Genomic DNA, 17,899 nt, shown 5'->3' on the forward strand with positions numbered 1-17,899 from the left:
CAAATTACGTTACCTCCTCTGTCAGTGTGTAACTCACTACAACCGCTACACGCCCTGTCAAAGCGTCCGTGATTTTTCCGTTAAAAGATACATCAATGAGCTGCGCTCTCGGTTCCTGCTCAGCAATAGCAGCGTAAATCTCGCCAGTTAATCTTGACTGTGCGATTTGATAAGGCTCATCAACTAAACTGTAGTCGATCCCAATATCTCGTGCCAGTGGTGCGCTACCGAGAGGAGTGGATAATATTATTCGGATGTTCTGAGCCACTTCCTCCGCTTTGCTCACTGGCGCAAAATTGATTGTTGATGGCTGAGTCATATCAACGGTATAGATCATTTCACATACTCCTCCAGCGTAATGTTCACGTTTGATGCGAGAACATTACCAATGTTGTCCAGGGTTTCCCAAGCTTGAGACATGTCTGTAATTATCCAAAGCCCAGTTCCTACACCCTTACGTCCAATTATCAACGGTAGCGCCTTGCCTGCCCTACCCAACTCAGTAAGTCGGTCCAGCTCTTTTCGGGGATTCAGTCCGAGCCGCGCATCTAACTGCACCGAAAACGACACCGAGTCAATTCCCGGTCCTAGCCACTCCTTTTTAGGCTTTTTGCCGATGATATCATGCTGTGCCCAACGTCCAGCAGTATTACGAGTGAACTCGTCAATCGTTCGCGTAGCTCCTTCTGAAACAACGAAAGTCACTGGACCAAGACTGCCAATCTTGGACATTACATAATTTTGGCTTCCCATGTCTTACCCTCCACTCGTTATCTTGCCAGTTACGGTTAGATTACCATCAATCTTTACGCCACTAACTGCTTTGAGGTTAAGAGTCTTAGTTGCACGGTCATAGTAGGCGTAGCTACCGTCTTCAAACCATATACCCCGCTGATCTATTGTCCCAGGTGTCTTGTCCTCTGATCCGTAATAAGTGCCTAGACAATAACCCGAATTACGGATGTTATCCAAAAAGACACATAGCACAGTTTCTCCAGGCAGTGGTACGGCGTTTCCTCGCCCCCAGCCTCCGCGCGTAATAACAGGAAGCTCGCCAGATACCAAATCATCACGATCTGGGAAGGCAACTCTCACACTGCCAGTTGCTGCGTTTGATGTCGATACTTGACCTATCACAATCATACTACCACCCCAATACTTTTCTGATTTCTAGGTCAGTTGTGAACCCACTACCGCCTATAGCGTGATTGACAGATACGATAATATATTTACCATCAAATCGCCCCCAACCCTTTATGTTGATCGTCAAACCTGCTGCCATGCGGATATCACCCATAAGGCTTAAAGTCCCTCTTCCCGCTTCCTTGTTTTTCTCTCGCAGTCTTTTTCGACCTAACTTGAGTGCTGCTGCCTGAGAATCTGTTTGCTCGTTAATCTTTAGTATAGGTCCGCTTTTGGGAGCTCCCGGCGGTGTATAGATCACCTTTACAGTCTTTTTAGACTTACTGTTTGTATAAGACACTTCACACGCACGATAAGCTGTATAAGCCGTTCCCCATGAGAATCCATAACCTTTTACGTTATCCTCTCCGCGTATAATCGTTGCAATTGCTTGTTTTTTCTCATAAACAGACTCATCGAAGAGCACAAGAGATCCGTTAGATACTTTAATCGCAATTCCTTCCTTCGTCGCTGTTTCTAACAGAAAAGCAAGATCAGATAGTTGAGACTGCTCAAGCCGATCATAGGAAGGATTATCTATAGCTTCATAAAGAAGCTTCAGCCCTGCACTTTTTGCAACCTGCGTAGCGACTGTCTTCAACGCTACCTTTTCCCAACTTCGTGAACGTTTTTCTTGCCTAATATCCGAACTGACAGGCAATGATATAGCTTTAATAGCTACTGTATCTGGTGGTCCCTTAAAATCAAAAGAATCAACTTCAAATGAGCCAAGGGGAAGTTTTTTAATCTCGCCCGGACCATCCCAGTTGATTGTGCGAATCTCTCCTGTAATACGATCTCCTTCAGTCGGTGACCAAGGACCCTGCCAGTTCCGTTCTCTGTCTTCCAAAGTAATAGAAAGATTATCAAGCGTACCTGGAGCCGCATCGTTAAACTGAAAATCAGTTAATGCTTTGGCGATGTCCTTAGTAACATCCTTGCCGTTGTATGATAACACTAGCACTGCTCTGCGAGCGTCTTGCATTAGTTCCATATTAGTTCTCCCTACGCCACGGCGGAAGCGTCTCAGAGGCATCTGCTGGCATATCTGGCACAACTAAGATTACATTTCCCGAAAATACAACAGTTCCTACACGCTCGGGGTTTGCGTTAATAAGCAATGTCATTAACTTTTCATTCTTGTACAACTTAAAGGCGATACCATCCCAGGTATCGCCTTGAAGGGTTCTATATGTGGTGGTCATTGAAAACTCACCCGCCTTTGCTGTTGAACGATTTCATTTAAGCGCCGCTCCAAAGCGTTATTCGCTTGCTTTATCGCATCGTTTACCGATTGCATGATGGATGGATCGACCCCTGGGATGGTAATCGCCGGAGCGTTGTTCACCTGAATTACCGTTTCACCTGAGTTACTGTTATAACCCATTAAATCATTAGCCATATCGAGTAACGATCGCGAACGCGGCTTGTTATTTAGTGGGATAGCAATTTCCGGACCAGCTTCCGCAAAGATAGAAGGTTTTGTTGCGATACCACCTTCTGCATATCCTTCGAATCCTGGATCGCGCAAAGATAGATAGTTCATCTTTTTACCCTTGGTCGTATTGAGATCCGGCGCTCTTCCCGTTTGTTGCCATACAACCTGAAGATCAATCTTTTTCTCCGATGGAAGCAAATTAACCTCGTCATTCAGTTCGGATATTAGTCGAGCAGCTTCATCAAATCGTTTTTTCTCAGTATCTGATGCTGTCTTATACTTTTTAGCCATATCATCGATTGAGCCGCCAAGCTCCTTTTCTATCATTTGAACTTGTAAATTGTAATAGCTGGACATGCTATCTTTTGCTTTAGAAAGTTCAGCTTCCAGATCATCCACCTTTGTTTTTCCCTTATTAAAGGCGTCTTCAATTCTTTGGAATTCGAAATCGATAGTACCTAGTTTATCGTGATAACTCGACCCTGTTTCTGCTAGTATCTTATCCGCCAATTCATCAAACTTTTTATCTTGTTGTTCATAATCAAGTCCGCTGTCAATGATCTTTTGTCGCTCTTTAATATAACCTAAGTAATCACGATATTTCTTCGTGAGCTCATCGTAAGCTTGCCCCTCCGATTCAATCTTCTCGGTGTTGTCGATATAGTTATCTTCAAGTTCCGGCAGTTTGGCTTGAGCAGTTAGTATCTCATGTTCCAAATCTCGCTTGCTAATTTCTTCACGTGTTTGGTAAATATCCTCTATCACGTCTAGCTGCTGCCGGAATTTACCTGTTCTCGCATCTTCCGCCGATAATATATCAGGATTCATGTCGATTAACTCTTTTTCGACATTTTTCATTTTACGACGCGCTTCAGTTAATTCATCCGCTGGGGTTTTGGAATCTTCTATTTTGGTCTTTAAACGATCATACTCAGTGATCAAGTTTTTTGTTTTTTTGTTGGCTTTGTCCACTTCAGAATAACTGGAATAGGCGGTCTCAAGTGCTTCACCCATATTTAAAAGCTCTTCACGAGCTTTCTCCTGATGCTTCTTATAAGCCATAACTCCCGCAGTAATTAAACCGACGCTTGTAACTGCAATACCAACAGGATTAGTCAGCAGCGCAAGCGCCCTACCAAATCCACCAGCAGCCCCTCCAGCTCCACCAGCAGCTGTTGTAATCGTCCCAAAACCCTTAACGATTTTGGTTACAGACTTACCAATCAACGCCGCTGGTGCTGCAAGTGCAATGGCTTTTAATATTTCGGTATTATCGCCCATCCAGTCAGCGAATCCTTGAAGCGCTGGCATTAGATCCTCACCGATCGGAATTACAAGCTCAGTCATAAGCTGCCGACCCACCGCCTGAAAGTCTTTGCTCAAAGTATCGTATTTAACCTTGGCTACCTCTTCCATTGTGGCTTTAGTCATATCAAACTGTTCTCGGGCAGTGCCTAAGGCAGCGATAACATCAGACTCCATGTCCTCAAACTGCGTACCAAACAATGCCACACCGATTGTGCTCTTTTGAATTGGGTCTTCAATCTCGCCAAGCTTATCAATAACTTGTTGCATGGCGTCTTTACCTTTGACTGATCCATCAGCAATTCCATCTAAAATATTAATGCCTTGACCCATGATTCCTTGTAAAGCTTCATAAGCTTTTGCTGATTTAGTGCCGCCTGCTTTTAAGTTCTTGACTAATTCAGCAGCAGTATCTTTGGATACATGTTTGAGTAATTCCATATACTCAGCAGACTTCTTAGATCCTTTTGTCAGCCTTTGCGTAAACTCTTCTATATCATCCGGTGCGAACAACATGGCCATTGCTGTTTGTGTGCTTTCGCTGCCATCCTTAATCCGTATACCGAATTCTTTAACTGCATCTCCAACTTTATCCAGGTTAAAAGCACCTGCATCTAGTCCAGCTGCGAATTGGTCAAACATCTCCTCAGCATCGTAACCCAAAGTTTTAAAGTACACACTATATTCGTTAGCAGTATCAATAAGTTCATCTGACTTATTAAGTCCATTCTGCGCTCCTTGAGCCAAGAGGTTGTACGCTTGCTCTGAGGTGACACCGAAGTTTCTCATCATCGTGTCTGATGCCTTGATACTTTGGGTAATATCCTCGCCAAACACATCTCTAAACACAATGGCGTTTTTAGTCGTACTTTCTAACTCAGCGCCCGTAGCCTGCGTTACCTGCCGAACCGTTGCAAGTGCAGCGCCCAAATCGTTGAAATCCTCGCCAAGTCGATCATTATAAAGGGATTCAGCGCTATCCTTCATCGCAAGCATTTCTTCGGCAGTTACGCCAGTTGCAGCCTGTAGCTGAGCCATAGCATCAGACTGATCAGCAATGGTTCCTACGATATTTTGCATACCGCCAGCAGCACCTTGAATCAAGGCAAATGCTCCTGTATACTCACCCACTTGTCGCAGTGTATCACCAAAGCCACCAGCACTGTCCCTCAAATCTCGTAAAGAATCATCTGCTCGATCTGCATCACGCCGTACATCGTCCAAATCTCCTCGCCGAGACATTTCCCTTAATGCGCGTTCTAGTTCCTCAATATGGCGCTCAGCATTGCCCATGGATTGACGGAACGAGGGATCCATGAGCCCGTTTAACCGAAAGGCGATATCATATTCTCTACTTCTCCCTGCCACGGTCTAATTACTCCCCTTCCGTTTCCGTAATCTATTCACCCGCTCCACCGAGTCCCTGAGTTCATCAAGCGGCAAGCTCAAATAGTAGGAGACCGGTGTATAGGTAATCATGGCTAAAGAGACAGCGAGGTCTTTAATTCCCTCACTGTCTCCACAGCCTACAGCAGCAAAAAATTCCTAGCCCTCAATGTCAACGCAGTAAAATCCTTTGCTTTGGATGCAAGAACTAAGCTAACGTGCACACCTGCAGCCTTAGCAACTACATATGCTTGATATACCTTGTCTAACTCAGGAGAAAAGGACATAGCACCTTTCTGTTCTGCGCGATATTGCCGATCACACGCGATAATATCGTTTCCTGACATATCATCGAAATTAAGGGTAATTTCTTTAACCTCTTGCCCTTCAAATGTAAACGGCTTGGCAAAGGTATATACCTCTGCTGCACCTTGTGTTTCTTCTGACATTCCATTTTCCTCCTCAAATTCCCAAGCGTTTGGGATTTATATTTTACAACGCAAGATTGGCTCGTGTTTGGGCCTGATAATCTCGTCCCAGCACCTTGAAGATGTAATTTAATTTATCGACTTCAAGCACTTCCTCGCCATCAATCAAAACTTTAAGATAACTAATGGAGAACGCGGTTGTTGAACTCATAGCCGTTGCAGCTTCAAGCCCCCCTAATCCACCACTCAACGGACGTCCGCGAACAGTAATTTTAAGTGCCGATTCCTTATACTCATTCGTGGCAGTATCGAATTGTTGAATGGAGGCTCGAAGGTCAAGAGCATGAACGACCGGAGCTAAGAGTTTTAGAGAAGCTTTCTCCACGACATTCCAGTTCAGCGTAAGCGTCATTGCGCTGGTCTGTCCTGGGGATGGAGCGTCGATTTCCCCCGAAATTCCGGCTCCCTTAATCGTTTCAGACAGGAACGAAATTTCAGGAAGGTCGGCCGTAGCTGTCCCCAAGTATTCCGTTCCGCTCAAAAACACGGAATAGTCTATAACCCGTTCAGATCTTTTTGGCATGTGTGCTTCTCCTTTCTACGCTGCGTACATTGCAGCTAGGTAAGTTGTGTCATATTCAAGCAAGAAATCAATTTCCTGTGCTGGTCCTGGCGGCGTAATATATACATGGAAAGCGATTTTCCCAGACATCAAGCTCGTTACAGGATTCTCGGATTCAAGGAATTCAACGCGTGCACCTAGTAACGCACCAGATGCTGAAAGCCCATTTAGCCAAATGTTAGCCGAATCCGTTACAGCAGCGATCAGGCGCTTATTCATCGGGTCATCAACCTTTTGCATGTAGGTCAGAATCAGGCTATTTCCAACCCAGTTAAACATACGGCGAATCGGGATAAAACTATCTTTTGGATCTGTTACACCTGGAAACGCTCCGGTATAGTTACCCCAAGACTTCCAACCGCTTACTCCAAGATTCAATGCAGTCATTATGCCTAAACTGTTAAGATAACTAGCTTGATCAATCCCCAGAAAAATGTCTTTTCCGCTAGCTAGTGCAGTTCCATCCGCTTGAAGTGATTTATTCGATGGAGAGGCAAACGGAATACCTCCATTTGCCGCGTCTGTCGCTGCAATTAGTCCGGCAAGTTGAGTAGAGTAATGAAAAACCTTATCTCCCAGCGTAAGTAGAGGGTAGGCTGGAATTTGTAATGGTCCAGTATAATTGTTGTCCGACTTCCAAACTCCTGCGTCAGTGTATGGCTGTGCTGGGTCAATGTCGGTCAAAGCCATTGTCTTAAAATTGCCGTTAATGTTACCTGATTTAGCTTTCATTACGGCTGCCACTGTTGGTTTATGTGACCAACCCGGAGCAACCAGCAAATCAGGTAGAATACCAAAGCGTGGGAATACCTGATTCACTAATTCAAATCCAGTATAGGAACCGTCAAGCGTTACCCCACCAATAATGTCGTCTGCGTCAACGGCTGCAGGGTTGAGTTTGTCATACCCCACTTGTAACGATGCAATTGCTGCCCCGATATCACCACTTGCCTTGGTGGTGATAACCACATGCCCAGCGTCATCAAAAGCCGCTGTATAATCTTTATCTTTGAGAAAGTCTTTGGTCCCATCCGAGGACTTAACAGTCAGTGTTGGAAGCATTACGCCGCTGACAGCTAATGTAGCCACTCGGTTTGCAACGGTTATAGCAGCCGGCTCTACTGTTGTCTTGTGTGTGGCTGGGTCCAGCACGTTGACCAGGATCATTGGAGCCATCGCGTACAAAGCAAAATGTGAGTAAATAAGTTCGCATAGCGTGTAATCCTTCCAATTGTCCGAGTAACCAAGCGCTGCTACTGCCTCTGCATACGTATGGACAAGTACGGGAGTGTTCGCTGGCACCGCTGCTGACGCCAGATTGATAGGCGCTGTACCTACTGCGAATGGAATACCACTGCTCGCCTGTGTTGGAGCGAGTACAGATGTAGCTTGCTCTATAATGCTTACACCGTGTTTAAATGCCATCGCTTTAGTTCTCTCCTTTCAGAATCGTTTGATAGGCCAAGTATTCGGCTGTACCAGTTTTGCCAATACTCTCTTGTACCTCGGACATAATATCTACTGGCACGATCAAATCTGCTACATCCGGCAGCTCCTCAAGTAGTGGTTTTAAATACTCCGGAATACCACCACGAAATACGGTGGATTGTAGCAGACGTCCACCTGGGAGATTCGGACCTAAGTAAATACAAGTAGGACTCTGCTTCTCTACCTTTACAGACGCTTTAGATGCGCTCTCAGGTTTATTCTTTGCTGCTTCTTTAACATCACTCATAAGTGCTTAACCTCCTGTCTAATTTGCGGAAGTGTCCAAGTAGTTATCGCTTGGCAAATCCATTGTGGTTCTGGCTGATCCTCTAAAAACTGCCACTTCCAATTGGGTTCAATGTAGAACTTTTTATCAATGATCCGCTGCCGCATCAGCAAAATGCGGACCCGCTCCATGAGGTTCAGCACATCAACAAAGCCGGAATCATCATCGGATTGTGTCCCAAACAATAATTTAACTTGAGCTCGGCTTTCCTTATCGTCGCTGTCACCCTCCATGGGGCGAACAATAATAAGGGGGAATACTGGATCATCCCGGTTTTCTGCAGTCTTGCTCGGTAACGCTCCAAGATGAACTGCTGGAATCGTCGCCGCTTCGTCGGCCAGTTCTTTTTTTAAAAACTCCTTGATTGCCATCATCAACATGACTGGTGTCATGACGATCCACCTCCTAAACGGCGGTTAAGCTCATGCTCCAGCCGTTTGTCCATTTCTTCAATGGCCACATTCTCCAGGTGCTCAGTAACTTCTAGATTATTGAGCATGACTGGCACTGCCGGACCATATAATTCCTCCACGGGTAGGCGCCGACGTGCGCTACGTCGGAAAACTCCGATATGCCCGTTTTTCATACGAGCGAGAAACGCACCATCCACTTTCTTGTTACCTCCTGCACGCTTAACCGCAGCTTTTAAGGCGCGCGGACGTTTGGAGGAAATTGCCTTAGGATTTGTTTTGAACTGCATCAAAGGAATGTTACCGCCCTTCCAGCGGAGTTCGCTGGATAGATTACTGACGCTGCCCCGCTTGAGCACCACCTGATCTGTAACCGCCTTGGACTTCACGATGTACGTTTCCTTTGCTTTGCGGCCAGATTCAGTTTTTAGACGTTGAGAGGTCCGATTGAGCGCCGAATAAAAGGATTTGCGTACATCCGTATCCAATGACCCCACCCTTCTTAGTGCCTCTCGGATGCCTCTTGCCTCTGCCTGAACATCTATCATGTGATGTTCGCCTCCAATGAGATCGTAAGCAGGCCCATATCGTCACCTACGCGGTCCACGCGGTACCGCTGACCGTTAATAACCATCATCTCGTTAGGCTTGGGAGCGTACCCTAATTCTGCCTCACTCACATGTAGCACATGAGTAACCAAAGATACCCCCTCGGCATAGGCCAGGGGGTGATCGCTGTCGATGGCTTGATCAAGCACAGCAGTAACTTCTTTTTTGTCGATTACATATTTGTCTGCAAATTCTTCATCGTTAAGGAACACGCCGATATCTTGGGAAACGAAATCTTTGAAGCTAACCACGTTTAGACCCGCGCTGTGATTTTGAGTCTTCAGACAAAACATCTACTTCGTCCTCCGATTTTTCTTCCTCCCGCTCTTCCAGATGCCCCATTTCTTGTAGCTGCTGAGTGAGCTCCAAAGGTAAACGTCCCCTAACATTTTCACCTACCTCAAACAATTTGCCCCCATAGTTTAGCGGTTCCTTTAAAATCAACATTATTCTCCACCTCCTGGAGCTACGCCATCATTTTTAAACAAACCTCGGGAATCCAGTAGCGTTACACCGTAATCAAAATAGATACGGAAATCCATACCCAACCGATCAAAAGGAATGTCTGTTTCTAGGGTCGGTTCCTCTTGACCCCGTAGATAAGTTACCTCCACTGTATCCGCAATGTTCGCATCAGCAGCTAGATACCAGGCGGTAGAAGAGTATTGATCCAGTTCCGCATCCACAATCACCTCATACGAATTCCGGAATACGTTAACCACACCGCTATGAGCTCCCGCCGGATCAGCTTCAGAACGCAAGTATTGTACGGCTGCAGTCTCCAACTCTGCTGGAGAAAGTAAATACTTTGGAGCGATATTGAGTGTAGAAATGCCCCGCTGATCCTTCTGTGTACGCATTTTTCTACGGGCCTCACTCATAGAGACAGTATTAATCGCACTTGCCGTCCCTAAGTTATTATGATCTGCATGGAATAGGTTCTTGTTATCAAAAATCAGTGGATTGGATGCCAATAGCTGATAAACAAGTTTGTTTACACCACGCTTAGCCGCAATTACGTAAGCAGCAGGCACCCGGGACAACATGCTCAAATCATCATTAATAAACGCTTCCCGGGTAAAGCCCCACCGTTTGGAATATGTCAGCACTGCTTTTGTGACCTTTTCGTCTTTCATCGCTGTATCATAAGGGATAACTCCATTTTGCGATGTTAGCTCCAAGTTCCCAGCTTCGGAAATGCGGTAATGTTCTGCTGCCTTGAAATCGGAGTTGCTGCCCTTCCCGGTCCAATGCTGGAATGTGGTTGGGGCTTCTTGGTACGACTGAGACAGCGTTTTATTGGCGGCATTGGAGATAATGCCTTGGAAAGTAGTATCTGGGCTCAGCGCACGCTTCAGCAGTTCTTCATCACGCAGTAGATGTGCTCCAGATTCACCAGCACGAATCAAGCATTCGACGGCCAGGTCACGCAAGCGCAAACCACGTAGCTCCATTGCCCCCGCTGCTGGTTTTGAAACTGTACGCGCCGCCCGCAACAGCAACGCATCCGTTGCGGCTGCTCGGAACTTGTCCTGATCTTCCGCTCCTACCTGAATGGCTGACCGTTGTGGCGCCTTGTCCGCGATCTGCTTCTGAAGAATCGCATCCTTCACTTTGTCCACGGTGCTGCCGTCTTCAATATATGGTGTTGCGTCCATACCAAAGTTACGACATAGAGAATTAATTTCTGTGACCCGGGATCGTTCTGCTGTCGCCCCTTGTTGTGCAGATATTGCTGGATCAATTCCAGACGGTGCAGCTGCTCGTTGCCCCTCTCCCTCTAGTGGTGTAGACGTTCCAGCGCCGCCGCCAATTCCCGCTCCATTATCTGGCGCATGCATTAAACCCTGTGCGGCCAAAGCCAGCATTTTAAGTCCCTTCATTCCTTCATCCTCGCTCTCATTTTGGTTATAACTACGCCCAACACCAACGGATGGATCTGCCGGAGTTGGTTCAATACTGATTTCAAATGGCTGCCACTTAAGTGCCACATAAGCAGGTCCAGCATGGCGGCCATTGGCAGATACCTTTCCGGCTTTAACTTCCTCCCACGAAGACACTTCGTAACCTACAGATACTCCCTTGATGATCCCTTTCTTTACTTTCTGGAATACCTTGTCACTGTCCTCATCATCATCAAACTGGACTAATGCCCTTGCCTTACGTTCGTTGTCGTCCACCCATACCTTTTGTATAACTCCAATCGGCATATTGCCGTATCTGGAATTTCGACCATGTGCAAATAACAAAACCCCGACGTCGGTTAACCTCTGTAGGTCAATCGCTCCGGGGTCATGGCTTAAAATCTCACTACCGAAATAGCGTTCATATGGTGCTTCGGACGAGAACGAAAGCTCAGCAGTACGTTCCACTTCATTAATGCTATCTTTACTGAAGGTCAGCGTACGAGATAACTGATTCTCCGGCGGTCCCGCAGCTCTATGCAGCTTCGTCGGAAGACTCTTCTTCATCGTCCGGGCTTTCTTTCTCATTGGGTTGTTCCTCCTTTTCTGACCGTTCTCCGATCAATTCGTTTATTAGGTTAATCTCGGCGGCGCGCTGTACGACTACATCACGCCAATCCTCGCCACGCTCCGCACAAATACGAGCAAGCGTGTCCTGATTAGAGTCAAGCGCCGTCTTATTGGCGTCCGCTTCCTTTTTCGGATCAATCCAGGTACTGCCGGGCGGTACCCACACATGTGCTGTGTAACTGCTGCGGTCTTGCGAATATCCAGGCAGTTCAAGCTTCCCCTTTAAATACATGGATTCTAAAAACTCCAAGTACACTGGACGTAGAACGCGTTCGATGATCATCTTCTGTAGCTTTTTATACAATTTACGATCCTCAATCAATCCTTGACGGGCTGATGAGTAATTCACTTGAGATAGATCACGGGATACAGCCTCATAGCTAAGGCCCAGACCAGCAGCAATCATGCGAACTAAAGTGGTAATGAATTCCTTGGTGTTGGATGCTTGCCCTGCTGGAATAACCGTTTGAACCTCGTCACCAGGATTCAGTTCCCCGATCATACCAGGGGCCAGAGACACACCACTGTAATCAATTTGGGGGTTCTCTCCGCCACCACGAACACCACGCCCCACACCACCTTGAGGAGTATCCTTTTTGATAAACACTGCCATACAAGCCAAGACCCGCTCCTTGATGCTCACAGCCTCAATAAATTGATTAGCATCTTTGATACGTGGTAACGCTGTAACCAGCTGCGAGACTTCCCGGACCTGCTGTGGGCTTGTCTTTTTAAACAGGTATATAACGTCTTTAGCAGGAATTCGGACAGTTTCGGCTGGATTTAACAAATATCCATCTGTTGTCTTTTTGAAATGATACGCTACTGGTCGATTATATTCGTCCAACTCAACTCCCTCTACGATCCGCGTTCCCTCACCAGGCTGAACCAAAGTATTCAGTTCATCCACGGAACGCACCTGTAGTTTGAACGGAAATTCACTATTAGGTACATATACTTTAACAATGAGTATTCCACCATCCACAATGTAACGCCGAATAATCATTTCTGTGATCTCTTCTAGCGATTGGGTCGTTGTAATATCAATGTTTTCAGCTTTACAATACTCTTTCCAAAGAGTTTCGATTCGCTGATTCATCTCACCCGCCTGATTGCCAGGAGTATCATGAGAAATTTTAGCTTGTAACATTATCCCTGTACCCGCCACATTACGATCGAACGCCTGCAAAATCCCGGCCGCTATATCACTATTGTGTTCCAAGTCCTGCGCCCGAGCACGAATCAAGGTTCTCTCTGCCTGCTTGCGCTGCTCATTTGGAGCAGAGGAGGGATTCCACCCTTGATTGAGCCTCCCCCTACTACCAGCATCAAAGACGCCCATACCATTACGCCAGGCTAAACGCTTGTATGCCCATCGCGGACTGACTGCTGCAATAGATTTATCTAACCAGTTCAGTTTCTTCACCTCCCTTCGAAATAGGCAAGCCGAAACATACCGCCGCCGTCTTCAATGGACCTGATTTCCTGTTCCAATCGGTTACGCTCCTCGTACAACTTCCCCAGGTCTGGCCGCTTAATACTTCGACTGCCAATACGATATTCTTGAGCCCCGCCCAAGATCGCACTAATTGCCTTTTCCACTTCAACTAATTGTTCTCGATACCGTGCTAAACGTTCTTCCGGTGTCATAACCACGAGTCACCTCCTTGCAACCAAGATTTTTTATTCTCTACTGGTTTATCTTCTGGTGGCTTCGGTGGCTCTGCTGGTTGTTCATATCGCATGTAACGAATGCCTAAGCAATCAGCTGCAAAAGCAGCATATACCTCGCAGTCGAGATAATGGTTATCTGCGTGGGCTGTTTTGGGGCGCCACACTTCAACTTCACGGCCACGCTGCCGTTCTTTAACCTTCTGTTCTGCCGTTACCTGCTCCGCATATTCCTCGTCACATCCTTCATAGACAAACCATCCGCCAGATTCTTCAGGTTTGCGGGCTAGACGACCCGCAATGAAATCTTTAAAGTACGCACCGTCCACCATGTACAAAGAAATACCAAAAAGACCGCGTTCTTCGCGATCTATCTTGGTCAGACGGTATTTAGCAGGCAAAGGCGTATTAGAACCCTTTATTGCTACAGCCCATTCTGCATTTTTTGCACAAAAATTGTACGTATCATCCGCATTGTAACCGGAATCCACTGCACACAGATTAACAAAGAACTCTGTTCCATCCCGAGAACAATACGATATGTTCATTACGTCCTCAATTTGTGGCCAGGTTTCCACAACGCCATGTCGAATATTATGGCTAGTCATTCCTTCGCCCCAAGCGCGTATCGTGTAGTACATCCGATCTTTTTGAACGTCAACACCTGCCGTTAACAGAATTGTTTTGTCCGGCACTACACCCTCTTCATAACTACTTGATTTTTCAAGCACTTTATCACTGTTCATCTTGACCTGTGTATTTTCCCATGGTTCAGCTAACCAGGAATTAATAAAATTCATCAACTCTTCCGGTCCTGCCCGCTTGGATGTCAGAAATTCAACAGCTGCATCACCGAAGCGAACCCAAGGGCTATACAAGGCATTGAGCCAGAAGCCAGTTTTCCGCTTTCTTCCCGTCGATCCGTCCGGCGCTCTCCACTCTCCAGCACGAAGCATGGCTGGCTTGTGTGCATCTCTAATTGATGCATGACAATGTTCGCACTCATAATAAGCCGTGGAACGTATTGTCTCTAGGTCTAGGTCAGAATCAAACTTGACGGAGCCAGAGCTACCAGCGAATTTCAGCGTTTGATACTGTCCGCAATGCGGGCAAGGCACAAAGTACTGAAGCTTGATATCAGCTCCTTCCCACGCTCTCCAAATCGGCCCGCTTCGCACCGTAGGCGTGGACGTTTGCATGATCTTCTTATTGTGCGGAAAGGTCTTCGTCCGCTCCCTAGCCAGCGCCCGAGGATCGGCCTCTTTACCAGCCGTTCGAGGGTATTTATCCACTTCATCCATGAACAAATAACGCGCTGGACGACTGGAAAGGGATGCTGGGCTGTTTGCTCCAGCAATAACGGCATACATCCCATCGAATTGCAGCTCTAAATCCTTGCTTCGGTTAGCATGGTATCGGCTGCGCAGCGCCGGGCTTAGCTCAATCATGGGTTGTAGCCGATTTTCTGATGTGAATTGAGCCAGCGTATCTATAGGATAAACAACTAAAGCCGGGTTTGGGTCCTGAGCAATGACGAAACCCAGCATGTTATTCAAACATTCCGTACCACCCACCTGTGTCGGCTTGAGGAATATGATTTCTTCCACACGAGGATCGGTGAAGGAATCCATTATCCCACGTAAATACGGCGTCCGGTCGGTGGACCATTGCCCTGGCTCTGCTGATGTTTTGCTGTCCAACATACGGTATTTATCTGCCCATTCGGAAACCGTAAGCTTTTCAGGCGGACGCAAGACGTTTAAGGCCTCAATGAGCCAGTCTGCCCACTTACTTCCTGCCTTTTTTGGCATGGTACACACCCCTGACGGACATTTGCAGCAAGACTGCATTTGTCTTGTCACTGATGCTTTGTTCGATTTCTCGGACCAGCTCAGGGGAAACGTACGGCGCTACCTCCATCGCAACGGATCGACTATACCCGGTCATAGACCGTTTAAGTGATGTAAAAAATCGTTGCAGTTCACTGACTACCTCGTCCCGCCGAATGTATTCCCCTTTGGATACAGCATTTCTCAAAGCTGCTGCATCTGCTTGCTGCTCTTTCAATCGTGCTTCATGGCGCAACTTCTTGGCGGCATCTGTGATCGGACCATTTTCCTCGTCCTCCTCTTCTGCTCCTAGCCGATAGTCCATAACCCAATCAAAACAGTCTTTTAGTGGATACCAGCCGTTCATAGCTTTGGGCATTCCGAGCTTCACCCACTGTGCAAGTGTGTTCCGGTGGACACCGAATAACTCGGCAGTGTATGAAGCGTTGATACATAAGGTTTCTTCGATCATTTTCGTGTAGGATTCCAAGCCTAAAACACCCCCTCAAAATGCACAGTGCACAGTGATTTTTTTGCATCAGAAATAGCCAGTAATCGGGCTCACACGCACCCGCACCCCACCCCCGCCCCGGGAAGGACCCAAATCTTAATTTCCAACCTAAAATCCGATAAATCGGGCTCGTTTATCCCTCCAGCACCCACAAGCACAGCTAAGATCATGAACGGGATGCCGTTTCCCTTGTTTGGGTGGCAGCATAGCCGTGGGTTTTGAGTAAGGTCTGTTTGCAAACTGCAATCTGCCCTCCTGATATTCGATCTCATCAAGAATCTGCCTGATCTGAGCTCGTAGCTTAATCCTTTTGAAGAAGCCTGCAGTGTTCATATCATCTGCAATAACCAGCGCCTCGATCTTTAACTGCACCACATTGACCATCGGCTTCACCTCTCCTAAACTGGTGTACAACAAAAAGAGCCGCATTTCAGCGACCCGCTCCTGCATATTAAATTCCCAAACGCTTGGGATTATTCCTGAGCATTATGCGCTCAGTAAAGGGCTGCTAACCGCGACTCACACACGGCTTGGGTGGATTGTTGCTCTCTTTGCAGCGCCTTACTCAATTCATAATGTAATGCCCGTATTTGCATGGTGACGTCCGGTAGTTGCCGTAACATATCCCCTATGCTCATAACGCGCCCGGGCGGAGCGCGTTGAGAGTGATATTAAACTCTCTTCCCCCGCATCAGGCCGCCGCTATAACTGCTACTGGCTACTTGTGCTTACAGTTCCGCCCCATGGTATCTGCTGCTATTGCAACGGGCATCATCACTGATTCAGCTCTGACGAGTCCTGCCAGCGATAAGGGGCAGCAGGGACACCCGGACGTTGTTCCGTCCTATGTCCCTTACTGTAAGTCTGTTTTTGTATCATATTAGTCTCAACTTAGTATCAATTTAGTATCATAATTTCGCCGTGCATTCGTAATGTTCAATACGCTTGCCCTGCATCCAATTCTCCATACTCTGCCAGTAGGTCGTACTCATAGTGTTCGCAAATTGCTCGTATACCTAGCGCGACATAATACTGCTTTTGCTCTGCTGTCCGGCACTCGTTCGCTTTTTCAATACAGGTACATAATTGGTCAATAAACGAACGTTCCTTTGATTCAGCGTCTTCATTTGCGTTTGCTAGCTTTTCATATCTATCTGCTTTAGTCTTGATAGCTTGGAAACTTTCATAACCGATCGTTACTGTGGCATCTTTCATTTCGTTTATCCTCCTTCGTTATATGCGTCAATCCATTCCCCAAACCTTGTCTTTACCGCATCGTAGACAATAGCTGTGCCAAATACCTCTCTTGTTGAGGATCTTATGTCCTAGCAATTTGCAGATGATTTTACGCATAAGGTAAATGCCCTTTCTTTACAGTTTCTTCGTACTGTGCAATAGAATATTTTTTCTTCTTAAAGAGATACTAATCAAAAATTGTTTATTTCACAGGAGGCAACAATGCTGAAAAAACTAATAATTCTCTTTGTTTTTTGCTTTATAGCCGTTGGAATTTCTCCATATGCTGCCGTAGCATCAAATGATCTCTACAAAACACCTACATCAAAACAATCTGATCAGTGGAAAGTTGAAATCAAAAAAGTTGAGAAATATACCTCCAAGATGTCAAAACCTCGTGAAAATGAAAGTGAAATGTACAACATTATCATCACCAATATCGGAGCTGGATTAGAAAATGTCGTATTTAACTCCTATAGAGATGAACCAAATACCCAAACAAAGTATGGATTAAGCATTTCAGACGATCATCATAAGAATTTTAAACATGGTGAGTTAGTCGACTTTTCTAACTTCCCTATTTCAGTTGATTCAAAGGAACTTCAAATCGAAATTAGCTGGTACGGAAAACCTTCAAACAACGAAACCCATCATAGAAAGTACAAAGAAACCTTTACTTTCACACCAGAAAAATAATAGAAACTTGTTGGGCACTTCGGTGCCCTATTAGTTCACAGTTTGCGTCTAACGCTCATCAAATGATCCCGGCCAGCTTCAGATGATCGGCTATGGTCGCAACACCAACCCTGATCCGCCGGTTTATGGTTGCAGTGCTAGTATTCGCGGTATATTTCAGCAGTGTAAGCTTATGCTTACGGGCGTTTACATAACGATGCTTGATTATGGCCATCACCTCATCGTCTTCAATAAGCTCAAACGCTCTATCGATCTCTCTCACCTTACGA

23 protein-coding genes are annotated in these 17,899 nt (G+C 46.3%); 1 reads left to right on the top strand and 22 read right to left on the bottom strand.

Translation table 11 applies throughout. The features are described 5' to 3' along the window. Window positions 1-4: 4 nt before the first annotated feature. The 21 genes from MKZ09_RS30135 to MKZ09_RS30235 form a co-directional block, all read right to left on the bottom strand. Window positions 5-337, bottom strand: a complete 333-nt coding sequence (locus tag MKZ09_RS30135; RefSeq protein ID WP_341041639.1) for a GPW/gp25 family protein — start codon at window positions 335-337, stop codon at window positions 5-7. Next, window positions 334-753 (bottom strand): phage tail protein, encoded by a 420-nt coding sequence (locus tag MKZ09_RS30140; protein ID WP_256719353.1) that lies wholly within the window; start codon window positions 751-753, stop codon window positions 334-336. The genes MKZ09_RS30135 and MKZ09_RS30140 overlap by 4 nt, the downstream gene beginning before the upstream one ends. A gap of 3 nt (window positions 754-756) precedes the next feature. Then, a complete protein-coding gene (locus MKZ09_RS30145; RefSeq protein ID WP_076208750.1) occupies window positions 757-1,143 on the bottom strand; it encodes a hypothetical protein in 387 nt (128 codons plus the stop codon). Window position 1,144: 1 nt separating this feature from the next. Beyond that, the gene (locus MKZ09_RS30150) at window positions 1,145-2,176 is read right to left on the bottom strand and encodes a phage late control D family protein (RefSeq protein ID WP_076208749.1); all 1,032 of its coding nucleotides are present in this window, start codon (window positions 2,174-2,176) and stop codon (window positions 1,145-1,147) included. A 1-nt stretch (window position 2,177) separates the two neighbouring features. Beyond that, complete coding sequence (locus tag MKZ09_RS30155) at window positions 2,178-2,387, bottom strand: tail protein X (protein ID WP_076208748.1); 210 nt, start codon at window positions 2,385-2,387, stop codon at window positions 2,178-2,180. Then, window positions 2,384-5,293 (bottom strand): phage tail tape measure protein, encoded by a 2,910-nt coding sequence (locus MKZ09_RS30160; RefSeq protein ID WP_341041641.1) that lies wholly within the window; start codon window positions 5,291-5,293, stop codon window positions 2,384-2,386. The genes MKZ09_RS30155 and MKZ09_RS30160 overlap by 4 nt, the downstream gene beginning before the upstream one ends. Window positions 5,294-5,451: 158 nt before the next feature. Then, a complete protein-coding gene (locus tag MKZ09_RS30165; protein ID WP_076208733.1) occupies window positions 5,452-5,760 on the bottom strand; it encodes a hypothetical protein in 309 nt (102 codons plus the stop codon). Window positions 5,761-5,803: 43 nt separating this feature from the next. Beyond that, entirely contained in the window at window positions 5,804-6,322 is a 519-nt protein-coding gene (locus MKZ09_RS30170; RefSeq protein ID WP_076208732.1) for a phage major tail tube protein, read from the bottom strand. Between the two features lie 15 nt (window positions 6,323-6,337). Further along, entirely contained in the window at window positions 6,338-7,786 is a 1,449-nt protein-coding gene (locus tag MKZ09_RS30175) for a phage tail sheath family protein (RefSeq protein WP_076208731.1), read from the bottom strand. A gap of 4 nt (window positions 7,787-7,790) precedes the next feature. Continuing rightward, complete coding sequence (locus MKZ09_RS30180) at window positions 7,791-8,096, bottom strand: hypothetical protein (RefSeq protein WP_081394465.1); 306 nt, start codon at window positions 8,094-8,096, stop codon at window positions 7,791-7,793. Then, a complete protein-coding gene (locus MKZ09_RS30185; protein ID WP_076208730.1) occupies window positions 8,093-8,527 on the bottom strand; it encodes a hypothetical protein in 435 nt (144 codons plus the stop codon). The genes MKZ09_RS30180 and MKZ09_RS30185 overlap by 4 nt, the downstream gene beginning before the upstream one ends. After that, complete coding sequence (locus tag MKZ09_RS30190) at window positions 8,524-9,093, bottom strand: phage tail protein (protein WP_076208729.1); 570 nt, start codon at window positions 9,091-9,093, stop codon at window positions 8,524-8,526. Before MKZ09_RS30190 ends, MKZ09_RS30185 begins: the two co-directional genes overlap by 4 nt. Further along, window positions 9,090-9,446 carry a head-tail joining protein gene (locus MKZ09_RS30195; RefSeq protein ID WP_076208728.1) on the bottom strand — a complete coding sequence of 119 codons (357 nt, stop codon included), beginning with the start codon at window positions 9,444-9,446 and terminating at the stop codon, window positions 9,090-9,092. Before MKZ09_RS30195 ends, MKZ09_RS30190 begins: the two co-directional genes overlap by 4 nt. Continuing rightward, entirely contained in the window at window positions 9,397-9,600 is a 204-nt protein-coding gene (locus MKZ09_RS30200) for a hypothetical protein (RefSeq protein WP_076208727.1), read from the bottom strand. Before MKZ09_RS30200 ends, MKZ09_RS30195 begins: the two co-directional genes overlap by 50 nt. Then, window positions 9,600-11,645 (bottom strand): prohead protease/major capsid protein fusion protein, encoded by a 2,046-nt coding sequence (locus MKZ09_RS30205; RefSeq protein ID WP_341041644.1) that lies wholly within the window; start codon window positions 11,643-11,645, stop codon window positions 9,600-9,602. The genes MKZ09_RS30200 and MKZ09_RS30205 overlap by 1 nt, the downstream gene beginning before the upstream one ends. Then, on the bottom strand, window positions 11,593-13,113 hold the full coding sequence (locus MKZ09_RS30210; RefSeq protein ID WP_076208738.1) for a phage portal protein: 1,521 nt from the start codon (window positions 13,111-13,113) through the stop codon (window positions 11,593-11,595). Before MKZ09_RS30210 ends, MKZ09_RS30205 begins: the two co-directional genes overlap by 53 nt. Next, window positions 13,110-13,337 (bottom strand): hypothetical protein, encoded by a 228-nt coding sequence (locus MKZ09_RS30215; RefSeq protein ID WP_076208737.1) that lies wholly within the window; start codon window positions 13,335-13,337, stop codon window positions 13,110-13,112. Before MKZ09_RS30215 ends, MKZ09_RS30210 begins: the two co-directional genes overlap by 4 nt. Further along, window positions 13,334-15,169 (bottom strand): phage terminase large subunit family protein, encoded by a 1,836-nt coding sequence (locus tag MKZ09_RS30220; RefSeq protein ID WP_076208736.1) that lies wholly within the window; start codon window positions 15,167-15,169, stop codon window positions 13,334-13,336. Before MKZ09_RS30220 ends, MKZ09_RS30215 begins: the two co-directional genes overlap by 4 nt. After that, on the bottom strand, window positions 15,147-15,677 hold the full coding sequence (locus MKZ09_RS30225) for a hypothetical protein (RefSeq protein ID WP_256719350.1): 531 nt from the start codon (window positions 15,675-15,677) through the stop codon (window positions 15,147-15,149). The genes MKZ09_RS30220 and MKZ09_RS30225 overlap by 23 nt, the downstream gene beginning before the upstream one ends. Before the next feature lie 129 nt (window positions 15,678-15,806). Further along, a complete protein-coding gene (locus MKZ09_RS30230) occupies window positions 15,807-16,127 on the bottom strand; it encodes a hypothetical protein (protein WP_143759104.1) in 321 nt (106 codons plus the stop codon). A gap of 507 nt (window positions 16,128-16,634) precedes the next feature. Continuing rightward, window positions 16,635-16,913 (bottom strand): hypothetical protein, encoded by a 279-nt coding sequence (locus MKZ09_RS30235; RefSeq protein WP_076106848.1) that lies wholly within the window; start codon window positions 16,911-16,913, stop codon window positions 16,635-16,637. Between the two features lie 243 nt (window positions 16,914-17,156). Here MKZ09_RS30235 and MKZ09_RS30240 point away from each other — a divergent pair, with 243 nt between their 5' ends. Next, on the top strand, window positions 17,157-17,630 hold the full coding sequence (locus MKZ09_RS30240) for a hypothetical protein (RefSeq protein WP_036681919.1): 474 nt from the start codon (window positions 17,157-17,159) through the stop codon (window positions 17,628-17,630). Between the two features lie 58 nt (window positions 17,631-17,688). On the opposite strand, the gene MKZ09_RS30245 is transcribed toward MKZ09_RS30240, so the two are convergent. Continuing rightward, the gene (locus tag MKZ09_RS30245) at window positions 17,689-17,892 is read right to left on the bottom strand and encodes a hypothetical protein (protein WP_143759105.1); all 204 of its coding nucleotides are present in this window, start codon (window positions 17,890-17,892) and stop codon (window positions 17,689-17,691) included. Window positions 17,893-17,899 lie beyond the last annotated feature (7 nt).

Origin of the sequence: Paenibacillus sp. FSL R5-0908 (assembly GCF_038006245.1) — a bacterium.
GTDB lineage: Bacteria > Bacillota > Bacilli > Paenibacillales > Paenibacillaceae > Paenibacillus_AQ > Paenibacillus_AQ odorifer.